The sequence below is a fragment of the Adhaeribacter radiodurans genome, assembly GCF_014075995.1.
Lineage (GTDB): Bacteria > Bacteroidota > Bacteroidia > Cytophagales > Hymenobacteraceae > Adhaeribacter > Adhaeribacter radiodurans.
The window spans coordinates 2,104,029-2,117,293 of sequence record NZ_CP055153.1 but is presented as its reverse complement, the minus strand read 5'-3'; the positions used below and the strand labels follow the sequence as shown (position 1 = coordinate 2,117,293).

The window sequence follows — 13,265 nt, the reverse complement described above, 5'->3', positions numbered from 1 at the left end:
AACACCCATACTATTTAATTAAGCTAAAGACGCTTTCTCCAGTGCTTCTACCTTTTCCAACAGATAATTTCTGGAACTCATTGCTTTTTGTTGCAGCGCATTCAGGTCATGATGCAGTAAGTGACCATTCCTTTTCACGGCTCTGCCTGCTACAAAAACAGTGTCCACATTAGAGGGGTTGGCATATAACACCACGGCAGCAGCAGGGTCATGAACGGGAGCCAGGTTAATGGCACTAGCATCTATCATGATTATATCTGCTTGCTTACCTGGCGTTAGGGTTCCAATTTTTCGTCCTAAATTTAAAGCCTCAGCACCATTTTGAGTAGCAAATTGTAAGGCATCCCAAACTGTTAAGTTTATACTTTGTGGCATTTCCCCTTGTTGTAAAATCTTCTCGTTCTGCAGCGCCCGCTCCGTCTGCAAGGCTATTTTCATTTGAGAAAAAAGGTCTCCCCCTGTACCTGTTACCACATCCACCCCCAAGCTCGGACGTATACCGTTGGCCAGTGCCCTGCCTGTGGCTGGAAAGCCAAGCCCCATTTGCATTTCAATTTCGGGGGTAATGGATACGGAGCATCCATAAGCAGCCAGTAATTTAAAATCAGCATCGGTCAGGGTATTGCAATGGGCAAAATTCATATCAGCACCTAACAAGCCTGCTGTATGCAGCTTTCCAATGGCATTGTACTTAGGCCCAAAACTGCCGCTTCCAATGTGCATAGACATTTGCAAGCTTAGATCTCTGGCAAGAGCAATATCATTTCTGCTTACGTCCATGGTAGCATATTCCGGGCCCCGAATAGCCATTGCCATGGTAACTAGTTGATCATCGGAAGCAAAGTAGCTTGATCTGAGGCGGCGTGCATCCTCCGGATGCGTCAATTGGCTCTCGTAGAACCATTCCCACACGGAGAGCCCAGGCGTTCCGTAACCAAATTTCGCCCGAATGCCGGCTTCTCTAAGCCCCCGAATAGCCTCATCAGCGTGATCAGGCGTATTCATGATGTGCGACCAATCAAAAACAGTGGTTATACCCGCATTTAACGCTTCCAGAGCACCCAGCAAGTTAGCTGTATAAACATCTTCCGGGCGAAAGGAAGCGGCTAAAGGGCCCAGTACATGCTGCAGGTACTGCAGCAAACTCCAATCTGCCGCGATGCCTTTAAGAGAACTCTCCCAAAGGTGCCGGTGCGTATCTATAAGTCCCGGCATTACAATCATCTGACTGGCGTCTATCACTTCCGCTTCCTCCGCATCCAGTGCAATCCCCACCGAGGCAATGGTATCACCGGTAATAAGGATGTCTGCTTTTTTAAAATTTCCCAGGTGCTTGTCCATGGTAAGTACCCTGCCCCCTTTCAGGAGCACCTTGTTCTTTTTCATAATTGTAGGTTTTTGTTCTAACTAATTTCTGATACATCTGATACAAAGGAAGCGAAGCAGTTCTTGTTTTAACTTGATGCAAATCAAGTTCGTCTTCTTGCGGAAAGAATATTTTAACTTAGATGGGATTACCTGTTACACAAGAAAGAGCATCCTTACCTGCTCCGGATTACCTTTTTTACCAGAATTTGTCGCTCGGTTTGCACCTGTACCACATACAGACCTGATGTAGTATTAGCAGCCTGCCACATAAAACGATGGGTACCCGCAACCAACTGCTGTTTCTCCGTAAAAATTATTTTACCTAGCGCATCGGTAACGCTTATGTATACCGGGCCGGTTGTGGGCACTGTATATACCAGGTGCAGCTTATCGCGGAAGGGGTTGGGATAGGTTTGCAATTGCACCGGCACAAGCGGATCAACAATGGCTAAGGGTTTCTGTAGGCTATAAATCACATTACTATCGTAACGCAACAAGGCATACAGACTTCCGGTGGCATCCTGGGCAAAGTCTACAATGTTATAGCTGCTGTTCATGCCGCTCATGTGCTGTACCCAGGTAGCACCATGGTCATCGGAAAAGTAGATACCCAATTTCCGGGGAATGCTGCTCCAGAGCCGGCCGCTGCTACTCAAATAAAAACTTTGCAGGTATACATTGTCAAAGTAAGGATTAAAAGGCGACTGCCGCAGTGCAACCACTTGCCAGTTCCCGCCTCCATCTTTTGAAGTAATGGTGCGCTGTACCACTGCCCGCCCGGATGTGCCCTCAAATGATACAAAGAGGTGCCCTTGCCGATTTAATCCGATCATGTGCACATAACTCGCTTTTACATCATACAGGTCTTCTATATCCAGTGGAAGTCGGGTCCAGGTGGTGGCGCCGGGCGCCCAGGAATAAACTCCACCTGCTTGTCCATCTTGGTCCTCATTGGTGCCTAAATACAATTTGTCGGATGCGTCAATGGCTAAGTTAATAATATTCAGGTTTATAAGCCCGTTATTGAGGCTTTGCCAGGTTTGGCCGTTGTTGGTGGAGGTGAAAACGCCTTCGCCGTACGCACCCGGACTACTGCTTTCGGCTATATTGGAGGTGCCGGCAAAAAGATGGCCTTGGATATTAAAAACCAGTGATGATATAGGGGTGGTACTGGGGAAAGAATAGGATGCCCAGCTTTGGCCTTCATCGGCGGAAGTAAAAATATGGCCGCTGCCCCCAGCGAAAATAGTACCATCGGAGCGTATACTAACGGTATAAACCGGCTTATCTAAAATTGTTTTCCAGATATTGCCGTTGTCGGTGCTGCATTGCAAACCTTCTTCCTCTAAGCTTACATACAGGTGACCGGAAGTTGGTGAGACGGCCAAAGAATTAGTAGTAGTATAATCGACTTTGGAAAAGGGGGTGGTAGCCCGCCAGGCGGGCTGGCTAAACCCTGGCCTGCTCCACCAAAGAAGCAAGACGAGGATGAAGTAGTTTTTCATAGTTTTAAATAGTTCTACTAAATATAATTAGCTCTTTGAGTACTAACTGATCCCGATGCATCTACTCCTACTTTTCTAACCAGCATAATTTACTTTTACACCTCTATAGCTCTTTGTATTTTTCGGTCAGCCATCGTTCTGCTTGCGAAATGGTCTCGCATAATATAGTGGGTACTTTGGTGTTCTTCTTATGGTAGAGGGCTTGAGATGATAATTTGGAGAAAAGATCAGGAGAAAGAATACTAATGTTATACCGTAAACCCGCTTCAAAACCCATAGGGAAAAGCTCGTTGTTAATCCAGTCAACAAGCCCACTCCAAGCGCCTTCGATCTCCTTCGTATCATGCACATGAAACTTGCAGTCCTTGCGTTTTCCTTCTTTGCGCTGCCAATCCAGCATTCGCAGCGATGCTGCTTTTACTTCCTCATCGGTGCAGTGGCCAAACCATTTTATCATCAGGTAGTTCTTCAGCGGTTCATAGCTGAGAACCGCGTATACTTCTCCGATCGTGTTTTTTATTCTGTCTATTATAATCACGGCAGTAGATGTTAAAACATTTTTAAAAGCAGATTCAAACGAGCAAAACGAAAGGCAATCTTTTATGGGAACAGGCAAAAATTAAGGGAATCAGCTACAAAAGAAATAGTTTGTAGCTGATTCCTCACAATCAACTATCCCACTACTTCCGGGAGGTAGAAGCTAATATCGTACTTAGGTGCCAACTCAAAGAATTTAGTAGGATCTAACTTGGCAAAGTCAGGCGGTACAGACAAATCAGGGCGAACGGAACCCTTTCCGAGAGATTGTCCAACTTCTCTAAAATAGTTTTCCAGATTGCCAGGGGTTACAATGGTGATCATTTTACCAGTGGTTTTACCTATATTTTTAAAAGTATGAAGGGCATACGACGGAATATGCACAACACTACCAGCTACTGCCCGGATAGGATTGGTCAGATCATTCAGAACAAATTCAAATTCACCCGAAAGGATATAAAACACTTCTTCGTCAGGATGCGTATGCGGCGGCGGACCACCAAGCGGGGGCACATTATCTTCAAAAATTGCGTATTGCCCACCCGTGTTTTCTTGTGGTACTATCAGCTTTACCAGGTTGGTGAGGACCAGTAGTTCTTGATAAGGTTGCTGTTTTGTTATTTGCTCTTTCATAATGGATGTGTGTTTTTAGTACACTGCAAAGAAACAGCAGCATTCAACTGGCGCACTTGATTTAAATCAAGAACGGTTTAGCGTTTGCTCTTACTACGGTAACGGCTAAGTGTTTCCGGCGTAATACTAAGGTAACTAGCAATATACTGGAGTGGCACCCGTTTAAAAACTTTCGGGTGCTCTTCAATCAGGTTCTTGTATCGTACTTCTGGAGGGTCTTTCAGCAAAGAAGCCTCTCTGCACTCTGCCCGAACGAACTGGTCCTGAACAATAATATGTCCGAGCTTTTGCCACGAAGAATAGGTTGCAAAAAGATGCATTACATCCTGATACTCTAACTCCAGGAGCAGTGTCTCTTCCATAGCTGCAATATTTACTCCAGATGGCATTTGAGACAAGAAGCTGGCAAAAGAGCCTATCAGGGCATTCTCAAAAAGGAAATCTTTACAAATTTCTTTTCCTTCCACATCATAATAAAGCCGAACGCTTCCTTTTTCGATAAAAGCTATTTTCTGGCACACTTCTCCCTCTCGCAGAAAATACTCGTTTTTTTGCAGCGTTCGCTGCCGTATTATATTTTCAAACGCAGCTTTATCCTCGGGAGAAGGATGAATAATCCGGTCGATGTTATAAAGGATGCGATGCACGCTGAATGATTATTAAATGCTTTATTATATCAAGAAATAGTTTATTTAGAGCTATATCTTATTTCTAGTAAAATATAAAATATAATTTTTTTAAGCTGGCTGCCGAAAACTCTACCCACTTTTTCAGCATAAACATATTTCGTCTTAATGCTGCTACCCTAAAATCTAATAATCGCTCAAATAATAAGGAAACATATTCAAAGCTAAAGGTGGTAAAGCAAAAAGAATTATACATATGTTAAGATATGAGTAGAAAGGCAATATATAAATTCAACTCATTTATTTTTTAAATTTTACACAATTCTAGAGTTATTAGAAATGCTAAACTTTCCATAAACTATAGTATCAACGGCTTACCTATATTGATGGAAGCCAAATTGATGCTTTTTACCAAGCACCTAAATGGCAAAAATGTAGTCTGCTACATGTTGGAGCTATCCTGTAGCAGTAAGGCTTACGAGTTACTTTTCGGATTCCTTTTTTAACAACACGAGCCAGGTTTGCATGCCTTTAGTCAAACTTTCTTAAAGACGTTTTAATAATTTTGGTAGAAGTTTGGAAAGTATGATGGGATAAAAAAAGGCAGTGAAGGGTTTAAGGAGATGGAATGTGCGAGATTCTCATCAAAATAAATTGTCCTCACTGCCAGAGCTGTAAGATAGTAAGAAACGGAAAGAAAAAGAATGGTTCCCAGAACCTGTTGTGTCGTAGTTGTGGGAAACAATTTCAGCCCGCTTACCAATACAAAGGGGCTGATCCCGCAAACAAGCAGTTGATTATACGACTATTGGAACGGAATACCGGCATCCGGGACATTGAGCAGGTACTACAAATAAGCCGTAAGTGTACGCTGAGCACCTTGCTTAGGTATGGCAATTCGATTCAGATTAAGCCCGCCCGAAAGCGCTATTATTCTGTTCAGATCGATGAAGTTTGGAGTTTTGTTGGTAAGCGGAAGAGAGGCAAGTACGGGTTGTTTTATGCTTACAGTGCAGAATACGATTAAATATTGGCCTATACGTGCGGGAGCAGGAGCGCTACTACAGCACGGGCATTATTCAGAAAGCTACAAGGAGTGGCTATTGACCTATATTGTACCGATTATTGGAAAGCATTTGCCAAAGTTCTGCCGCCAGAAAAACACCGGATGGGAAAGCTTATACCAAAAATATAGAAGGGGTGAATACCTGCTTGAGAGCCAGAAACAGACGTTTTGTTAGAAAAACTACCTGTTTCTCCAAGAAAAAAGAAAACCATATGACTAGCTTAAATATCATGTTCAACTATCGAAATAAAACCAAAATGAAACATTATACTTTTTAATCCTCTACCTTATTTCTAAATGCAGCTGTTTAGGGAAGAATATTTGTGCCGGATTGCTTTTATATCCCGAAATAAAATATCTTTATCAGATCACTGATAACTAGGTATATATGATTATTCAGACACTATCTACTGAACTTAAGTCTCCCCAACAGCAGTTAGAGCCTTCACTCTCCTTACTCGCCTTTCCGGGACGATGGATTGGAGGAGTTAGTTTAGTACTAGGTCCGCTACTTATTCTTACTGGTGCTTTGCTGCGCATTCAATTCCACTTTTTTGCCCCGCAGCAATTAGCCGCATTCGCCGCCCATCCTGATCTTATCACGGCCGCTTACAGTTGTTATGCCATGGGTAGCGTGGTGCTTTGTTTGGGCATTATATTGCTGGCAAACTTGATTGGAAGGTGGAACCGAATGTGGGAAATCTGGGGAGGAACCCTGGCGATCCTAGGCCTTTTTACCCGCACCTTTCACGCCGGCATTGATCATATGGCTTTCCGGTTGGTTCTGGTACAAAGTCAGGAGATGGCCTGGCAAGCAGTATCCGATTCGTATCGCGCCTTTCACATCTTCCGCCATTTGAATGGAACTATCATGGTGGGTTGGGTGGTATTGGCGATAGGGGTTTATCGCTCCGGTACGCTTACCTTAGTCCGCGCTCTTGCTTTAGGTTTGATGGTCATGGTTCCTTTTGGTACCCTGAAAGGCACAGAAATCCGTGCCATTGGCCTCCTTGGTCTTTGTGTAGCCCTCGTGCCTTTGGGTATAACCATACTCCGTCAGGGACCACCGCTCAGCCGGAAAGCCCTCTTTTGGATTATTTCCATTAACCTGCTGGGACTTATCTTCACCATTCTTTCCCTGTTTTTCCCAGCCTTGAAAAATTAAATACCTGGTCCGCTTCCTGCTTTAGGATTTGGCACAATCCTAAGTTCCTAATTTTAAAGCTAGAAGCTATATCCAAAAATATGCGGCAATTACCTGAAATCAAATAGTATGAAAACTAACAAAGGGCTTGGCTTTATCCATCCTATTGCAACTTACGCAGGAGTGAAGGTAGTACATCTAATTATGGGATTCCACTACGATCCTTTTCAGGAGGGTTTACTCACCTATAAACTTTTAATTGATATATTATCCTGGGGAATTATTGCTGTGCTTACTTATTTTTTAAGCAAGTGGTTTTTTCCAGAAAAGAATAATTCCATCTAGGAAATGAAGGGAAGTTGCTCTACTTAACATAATCTCGATTATAGAACGATATCTAAGCCGTAATATTTTATTGAATCAGCAAAGATAAGTCACCTAAAATCAGCATCTTTAACTACTTTCTCTAACAACAATTAGTATGAAAAATAATAGTCAATTTGGCTTTGCTCATCTTGTTGTCACTTATATAATCGTGAAAGTAGTTCATCACTTGGCAGGATTCCACTACAACCCTTTCCAAGATGGTTTACTCACCTATAAGCTTTTAGTAGATATTCTCTCCTGGGGGATGGCCGGATTGATATACTTCTTGAGCAAGCGATTATGGCCCCAAAGAATAAGTCCATTTAATCACAAGCTTAAAACACGAAAGATCTAAAACTGCATTCTTCCAGTCAGAACGATTATTTAGAAGCGTTGCGGAAAAAGCACGAGAAAGCCGTCTATCTCATACAGGCCAAAAACTTGACGGAAGAGGAAAAGTGGCAGCAAATACAAAAAGCCAAACAGGAGTATGAAAAAGAGCGAAAGAAAGCCCGCCAAAGTTAATTCTAAAATGAAACCGTCGGCTCTCATTTGCCTAAGCATAGTTATGAGAAAATATCCTGATAGAAGGTGTATTTTCTAGTAATTAATTAGGTCTTACTCGTTATCAGATTCGCTTTCTTCTTTCTTTTTGCGCCCGCGGTACCCGCCTCTTTTCTTAAGCTTTAATTCTCCCGTCTGACCTTAAGTCACCAAATTCTCTAGTTCCGCTAAACCCTCTTTTTGGCTCGCTACATAACGCTCCTAGCTGGTTGTAAAGCTTCGAAGAGCTCTTTGTTTTGTTGCGCTTCCTGGAGTGTCTGAACGATTTCGGTAATATTTGCTTCTTTGGCCATAAGACTAGAGTTGTTTTAGCACCAAATATATTGATAGTAGCCTAGAAAACAGTAACCTCAAACTCATCTCGAAAATTATAAATTTAACTTGATAGATGAGGTGAACTTTTGAGATCCAGATCTGGTAAAAAAGACCCATAACTACCAGGCCTTTCCTCATCCCAAAATTCCGTCGTTTCACGAGACAAAATTAAGCTGTTTATACCCGGGCTAAATGGGCGAACACTGTCTAAATTTTACTGCTTTACACCTGAAATTTACTGCTTGATACTGGCTTCTGTTTCCTACATCTTGTTTCCTGCTTTGTTTTGTGCATTCCTAGCATTTTAAACTTTAAAACAGCGCATGAAACATGAAAAAGCTATTACTCTTTTTAGCAATTCTATTATTTAACACTCTAGCCCAAGCTCAGCCATCGTCCAGAGTAGCCTACAGCCTCCATCTAGACTGGCAGGGATTTTCCGTACCCTTGGCTAAACCTAAAACTTATGGGCAGAACAGAGGCCTTTCATTTGGGTTGACTTATAACTGGAACAAGCCCGGCTCTCTTCAGCAAACGGTCAAAATCGGGAATTTCTTTAATAAATATCATGGTAGTTCCTGGCATGCCTCCACTGTTACTCACTTTAATCCTATTCATAGTAAAAACATTAGAACTGGTTTTTATGCGGGATTTGGGTATATGATCACTGGCTCCAACCAAGGAGGCTGGCAGCAGCAACCCAGCGGGGAGTGGACGCCTTCTGCCAACAATAAGGGATTATTGTTTATTCCGGTAGGTTTACAAGTCCAGTTAAAAGCATTTGAAAATAACCAGTTCGTTTGGTCCCCTACTATTGCATATCAGGCCAACGCCCTTTTTAATTATACCCCTAAAACCTTGGTATTACCGCAATCTTTCATCTCGGTTGGTTCACAATTAAAATTTAAATAAATGAAACGTTTACTCCTTATTTTAGTATCCGTGGCAAGCTTATGCGCTTGCCAAAAAGATGACATGGAAATGGTAACCAATGAAGGTACTACCTATACTCCTGGTCCGCACCCCAAAGCCGATTCTCTGCAAAAAATGCTAAAAAGATATACCTCTAAGGGAATTCCTGGGGCTATAATTGCCATTAAAGATGCCAATGGTTTATGGTTGGGAGCAGCTGGATATGCCAAATTAGAAGACAAAATTAAAATGACTCCCACCATGCTGCAATATGGCTTTAGTATAACCAAATCCGTTACGGCGGTGGCTATTATGCAGTTAAAGGAAAGTGGAAAAATTGATTTGGATCGTCCCATTAAGGATTATTTACCGGCCAATCTGCACAGCCTGGTACCTAAAACCAATCAGGTAACGGTTAGAATGCTGCTTAATCAAACCTCGGGGTACAATGATTACGTCCGTACCAACGAATTTACCATGCGCTGGATGGATGACCCCTTAAAGGTATGGACCAGAGGTGAATATTATGATTTGATTAAACGGAAAACAACCAATCTTTTTACCCCCGGTACCGACTTCCAATATTCTAACACCAACTACTATTTGCTTTCAATTATTATTGATACTGTCACCGGTCGGCCGCACAGCGAATGGTTTCAGCAGCATATCTTTAATAAACTAAACCTCTCTACGATGTTTTACAAACAAGCCGCGGGATATCCTTTTTATAGTAATTTGCCTAACACTTACTGGCCCCGGTTTGATAATGGTAAGATCGAAAATAATTCGAAAGCCCAGTCTGCCTGGATGCAAAGCGAAGAGTTTGGCGCCACCGGGATAATTGCTTCTCCCGAAGATTATATTCGTTTTTTAGAAGGGCTATTAAATGGAAAACTGGTCAGCGAAGCTTCCTTACTCGAAATGAAACAATGGGTACAGGGGAAAGCTTCAGTGGAGCCTGACTACGGTTTAGGACTCACCTATTTTGGCTATAGAGGCAAACCTAATTTTGGGCATGATGGAGATGGGATTGGAGCCAATGCATTTTTATTGTATTTTCCTACTAGCCAAACTTATATGTTTATTGCCTCCAATTCTTCAACAGAATTTGGCGGGCCAATGCAGCAAAATATTAGCAATTTCCGAAACGAAGTAGGGAACTTTTTGGCGGGTTTCTAAGCATCTATTTGCAACCATCAGTAAGCTCATAAGAGTATCTGAGGTAATAAAAGATATTTATTAAAATAAAAATGAATGAGCGAACGGCAAATTAAAATACTGGCTATTCTTATATTCTTCCTGATGACAACTGCTTCTGGTTGGATGTTTGAAAATGGCAACACCTTTACCATAATTCTGCGTTTTTTCATCACCTTAGCTTCTATCAGTATGCAGTGGGAGGCAGCCCATCTGATCATCCGGTATGGTAGAAAAAAATTTCCCGAATTACCATTAGTAAAGAAAAGAGTAAAATTTACAGTTATCTATTTACTACTTTTAGCCATATTCATACAACTTATAACCGATTACCTGCTGGATGGTGTTATAGAAGCGCAGCCTTTTCTTGCTAATCCCTTCCGCATAATTACAATTGTGTTGCAGGCTTTCGTCTTTACTTTAACAACTATTGGTTTATTTGAATCGGTTTATTACTACACTAATTTCAGTAAATCGGAACTGGAAAAAGAAGAGTTAAGACGAGCTAACCTGCAAAGCCAGTTTGAATCATTAAAAGGCCAGGTAAATCCTCATTTTCTTTTTAATAGCCTGAATTCATTAAGCTCTTTAATACTAAAAGATCCTGTTAAAGCGGAACGGTTCGTAGAAGAAATGTCTAATGTGTATCGTTTCCTGTTGCAAAGCAACGAGCAGCAACTAATTACTTTAAAAGAAGAATTAGATTTTATTCAGTCTTACCTGCATTTACTTACTACCCGTTTTGGCGGTAATCTCAAGGTGTCCTTGACCATTGCAGCAAAGTATCAGAGCTATTTATTGCCACCTCTCACTTTACAGATGTTGGTAGAAAATGCCGTTAAACACAATATCATTTCTAAGAGCCAGCCCTTGTATCTAAGCATGTTTACGACCGAAAGCGATCGCTTGCATATGGTCAATAATCTACAGAAGAAAACAAGGGAAGTATCATCGGGAAAGGTTGGATTGAGTAATATAATAGCTAAATACAAATTGCTCCGACAGCCGGATGTAGAAGTAAAAGAAACAGAAGCTGAATTTATGGTTATAGTACCTTTAATTAAAGCCGAAGAATATGCAAGTATTAATTATTGAGGATGAACCCTTAGGAGTCGAACGGCTGGAAATTCAGTTAAAAGAAATAGATCCTTTCATTCAAATTATAGGGATAACCGAAAGCATCCAGTCTTCGGTAACGTGGTTAGAGCAGCATGCCCCACCCGATCTGATTTTTATGGATATAGAACTGGCGGATGGGCAAAGCTTTGAAATATTCCGGAAAGTGATTGTCACTAGTCCGGTTATTTTCACTACTTCTTACGATGAATACGCCCTCCAAGCATTCAAAGTAAATAGTATTGATTATCTGTTGAAACCAATTAAAAAAGAGGAACTCCGCCACAGCATTCAAAAATTCCGGCAACTCAAACAACTATATGGGCAAGGGCCATCCTTGGATATTGAAAAATTGGTGATTGGGCTGAAGCAGCAACAGCCGAAAGAGTATCGCAGCCGCTTTCTGGTAAAACAAGGTCAGCGGTATGTATCGGTAGAAGTAGCAGAAATAGCCTATTTTTATGTGGAAGAACGTCTTACTTTTTTTAAAACCTGGAATAAAATCAGATATGTAGTAGATTATTCACTAGATGAACTGGAAAAAATGCTTTCGCAGGAAGACTTTAACCGAATTAACAAATCATTTATTGTTCATATTAAAGCTATAGCTCATATTCACAGCTACTTTCACGGTAAATTAAAACTGGAGTTATCCCCTTCCCTGGATAAAGAAGTGCTCGTGAGTAGGGAGAGTGCCACCTCTTTTAAGCGATGGATGGGAAAGTAATTTTAACTTTCTTGTTCGGAAATAAGTTTACCCAGTTGACATAAATAAGTGGGAAGACTAATATTGAAAAAATATAAAAGGAGTAAGAAGCTGTTAAGAAATTAAATTCTATTACTCATAAGCCTGATAGCCGATATTTGAATCCAAGCTTCCGCAGAAGCAGGTAAAAGTTCAAAGTCTTTGGCTAATCTTCTATAAGGTTCAAACCAGGCAAAAGTTCGTTCTATGACCCAGCGTTTGGGCAGGAGTTGAAAGCCTTTTTTGTCTGGCTGTTTCGTAATGATGTTTATTTGCCACCCAAACTCTTGTTTAACTTGCTCCAAAAGCTGACTGCGGTAAGCCTTATCGGCAAAAATGGTTTTTAGCTGATCATACTTATACTTAACAGTTTGCAGCAAGGCCATGGCGGATTTACTTTCGTGTTCATTGGCCGGATGTACTTTAATTCCCATAATCAACCCATTGGTATCGGTCAGCAGGTGTCTTTTGCGGCCTTTCACCTTCTTGTTGCCATCAATCCCCCTTTCTCCGCCTTTTAAACTCGTCTTCACGGACTGGCAGTTGAGGCAGGCAGCCGTGGGCTGAATCATTTTTCCGGCTTGTTTCCGGGTCTTTTCACGGACTAAATCCAATATTTCCTCCCACCTTCCATCCTCCCGCCAGCGTTTAAAGTAGTAGTATACCACGGGCCAGGGTGCAAAGCCTACTGGTAAAAGGCGCCACTGGCAACCCGTTTTTACTAAATAAAACAGGGCATTGACGATGCCCCGTAAATCCTACTTCCGTTTTCTTTTATACGGAAAATGGTCTTTTACTATATCCCATTGAGAGTCGGTTAAATCACTTACGTAGTGCATAGGTTAGGTCATCTTGGTCGATAACTAAACACAACCAACTCTCTTTTTTATTCCTATTTGTTTTATTTCTTAATAGCTTCTTAGTCTTTTTGGTTGGGTAACTTCCTTTAAAATCCGGAAATGTAAAGGCTATATGCTTTACATTTTTCTACATGCCCATTATCTCTCCTCCCCTATCTTATTCCTGGTCCCCGCACCCCCTCCACTAATTAGATCTAATAAGTTAGCTTATGTTTCATTGCATAAAAAAATATCTCGTAAAACGGTCGTGGCTGTTGCACAATTAACTATTCAATTTTGCGGATTTCACCACCTGAACTTATTGCTACTAC

The 13,265-nt window shown here is 41.6% G+C and carries 13 protein-coding genes and 1 pseudogene; 8 read left to right on the top strand and 6 right to left on the bottom strand.

Going from position 1 to position 13,265, the window contains the following annotated elements; genetic code table 11:
* Positions 1 to 18: 18 nt before the first annotated feature.
* From HUW48_RS08835 to HUW48_RS08815, 5 genes are all read right to left on the bottom strand, one after another.
* Positions 19 to 1,386 carry an amidohydrolase family protein gene (locus HUW48_RS08835; protein ID WP_182415330.1) on the bottom strand — a complete coding sequence of 456 codons (1,368 nt, stop codon included), beginning with the start codon at positions 1,384 to 1,386 and terminating at the stop codon, positions 19 to 21.
* Between the two features lie 155 nt (positions 1,387 to 1,541).
* On the bottom strand, positions 1,542 to 2,873 hold the full coding sequence (locus tag HUW48_RS08830) for a T9SS type A sorting domain-containing protein (protein ID WP_182415329.1): 1,332 nt from the start codon (positions 2,871 to 2,873) through the stop codon (positions 1,542 to 1,544).
* Positions 2,874 to 2,976: 103 nt separating this feature from the next.
* On the bottom strand, positions 2,977 to 3,411 hold the full coding sequence (locus tag HUW48_RS08825) for a hypothetical protein (RefSeq protein WP_182415328.1): 435 nt from the start codon (positions 3,409 to 3,411) through the stop codon (positions 2,977 to 2,979).
* 134 nt (positions 3,412 to 3,545) lie between these two features.
* Positions 3,546 to 4,043 (bottom strand): cupin domain-containing protein, encoded by a 498-nt coding sequence (locus tag HUW48_RS08820; RefSeq protein WP_182415327.1) that lies wholly within the window; start codon positions 4,041 to 4,043, stop codon positions 3,546 to 3,548.
* A 77-nt stretch (positions 4,044 to 4,120) separates the two neighbouring features.
* The gene (locus HUW48_RS08815) at positions 4,121 to 4,690 is read right to left on the bottom strand and encodes a Crp/Fnr family transcriptional regulator (protein WP_182415326.1); all 570 of its coding nucleotides are present in this window, start codon (positions 4,688 to 4,690) and stop codon (positions 4,121 to 4,123) included.
* Between the two features lie 607 nt (positions 4,691 to 5,297).
* On the opposite strand from HUW48_RS08815, the pseudogene HUW48_RS27690 reads away from it, so the two are divergent.
* The 8 genes and pseudogenes from HUW48_RS27690 (at position 5,298) to HUW48_RS08770 (ending at position 12,076) form a co-directional block, all read left to right on the top strand.
* Positions 5,298 to 6,013: pseudogene (locus tag HUW48_RS27690) on the top strand (IS1 family transposase).
* A 110-nt stretch (positions 6,014 to 6,123) separates the two neighbouring features.
* Positions 6,124 to 6,900, top strand: coding sequence for a hypothetical protein (locus HUW48_RS08800; protein WP_182415323.1), 777 nt, complete (start codon positions 6,124 to 6,126; stop codon positions 6,898 to 6,900).
* 108 nt (positions 6,901 to 7,008) lie between these two features.
* On the top strand, positions 7,009 to 7,224 hold the full coding sequence (locus HUW48_RS08795; protein ID WP_182415322.1) for a hypothetical protein: 216 nt from the start codon (positions 7,009 to 7,011) through the stop codon (positions 7,222 to 7,224).
* Between the two features lie 136 nt (positions 7,225 to 7,360).
* Entirely contained in the window at positions 7,361 to 7,600 is a 240-nt protein-coding gene (locus HUW48_RS08790; protein ID WP_182415321.1) for a hypothetical protein, read from the top strand.
* Between the two features lie 854 nt (positions 7,601 to 8,454).
* On the top strand, positions 8,455 to 9,036 hold the full coding sequence (locus HUW48_RS08785) for a hypothetical protein (protein ID WP_182415320.1): 582 nt from the start codon (positions 8,455 to 8,457) through the stop codon (positions 9,034 to 9,036).
* Complete coding sequence (locus tag HUW48_RS08780) at positions 9,037 to 10,215, top strand: serine hydrolase domain-containing protein (protein WP_182415319.1); 1,179 nt, start codon at positions 9,037 to 9,039, stop codon at positions 10,213 to 10,215.
* A gap of 75 nt (positions 10,216 to 10,290) precedes the next feature.
* A complete protein-coding gene (locus tag HUW48_RS08775) occupies positions 10,291 to 11,328 on the top strand; it encodes a sensor histidine kinase (protein ID WP_182415318.1) in 1,038 nt (345 codons plus the stop codon).
* Positions 11,309 to 12,076 carry a LytR/AlgR family response regulator transcription factor gene (locus tag HUW48_RS08770; protein WP_182415317.1) on the top strand — a complete coding sequence of 256 codons (768 nt, stop codon included), beginning with the start codon at positions 11,309 to 11,311 and terminating at the stop codon, positions 12,074 to 12,076. Before HUW48_RS08775 ends, HUW48_RS08770 begins: the two co-directional genes overlap by 20 nt.
* A 101-nt stretch (positions 12,077 to 12,177) precedes the next feature.
* Here HUW48_RS08770 and HUW48_RS08765 read toward each other — a convergent pair whose 3' ends face one another.
* A complete protein-coding gene (locus HUW48_RS08765) occupies positions 12,178 to 12,840 on the bottom strand; it encodes an IS5 family transposase (protein ID WP_182416319.1) in 663 nt (220 codons plus the stop codon).
* Positions 12,841 to 13,265 lie beyond the last annotated feature (425 nt).

What these genes read in the sequence shown, in the direction of transcription:
- HUW48_RS08835 (WP_182415330.1), bottom strand. Translation starts at nt 1,386, where the DNA reads ATGAAAAAGAACAAGGTGCTCCTGAAAGGGGGCAGGGTACTTACCATG.
- HUW48_RS08830 (WP_182415329.1), bottom strand. Translation starts at nt 2,873, where the DNA reads ATGAAAAACTACTTCATCCTCGTCTTGCTTCTTTGGTGGAGCAGGCCA.
- HUW48_RS08820 (WP_182415327.1), bottom strand. Translation starts at nt 4,043, where the DNA reads ATGAAAGAGCAAATAACAAAACAGCAACCTTATCAAGAACTACTGGTC.
- HUW48_RS08800 (WP_182415323.1), top strand. Translation starts at nt 6,124, where the DNA reads ATGATTATTCAGACACTATCTACTGAACTTAAGTCTCCCCAACAGCAG.
- HUW48_RS08795 (WP_182415322.1), top strand. Translation starts at nt 7,009, where the DNA reads ATGAAAACTAACAAAGGGCTTGGCTTTATCCATCCTATTGCAACTTAC.
- HUW48_RS08790 (WP_182415321.1), top strand. Translation starts at nt 7,361, where the DNA reads ATGAAAAATAATAGTCAATTTGGCTTTGCTCATCTTGTTGTCACTTAT.
- HUW48_RS08785 (WP_182415320.1), top strand. Translation starts at nt 8,455, where the DNA reads ATGAAAAAGCTATTACTCTTTTTAGCAATTCTATTATTTAACACTCTA.
- HUW48_RS08780 (WP_182415319.1), top strand. Translation starts at nt 9,037, where the DNA reads ATGAAACGTTTACTCCTTATTTTAGTATCCGTGGCAAGCTTATGCGCT.
- HUW48_RS08775 (WP_182415318.1), top strand. Translation starts at nt 10,291, where the DNA reads ATGAGCGAACGGCAAATTAAAATACTGGCTATTCTTATATTCTTCCTG.
- HUW48_RS08770 (WP_182415317.1), top strand. Translation starts at nt 11,309, where the DNA reads ATGCAAGTATTAATTATTGAGGATGAACCCTTAGGAGTCGAACGGCTG.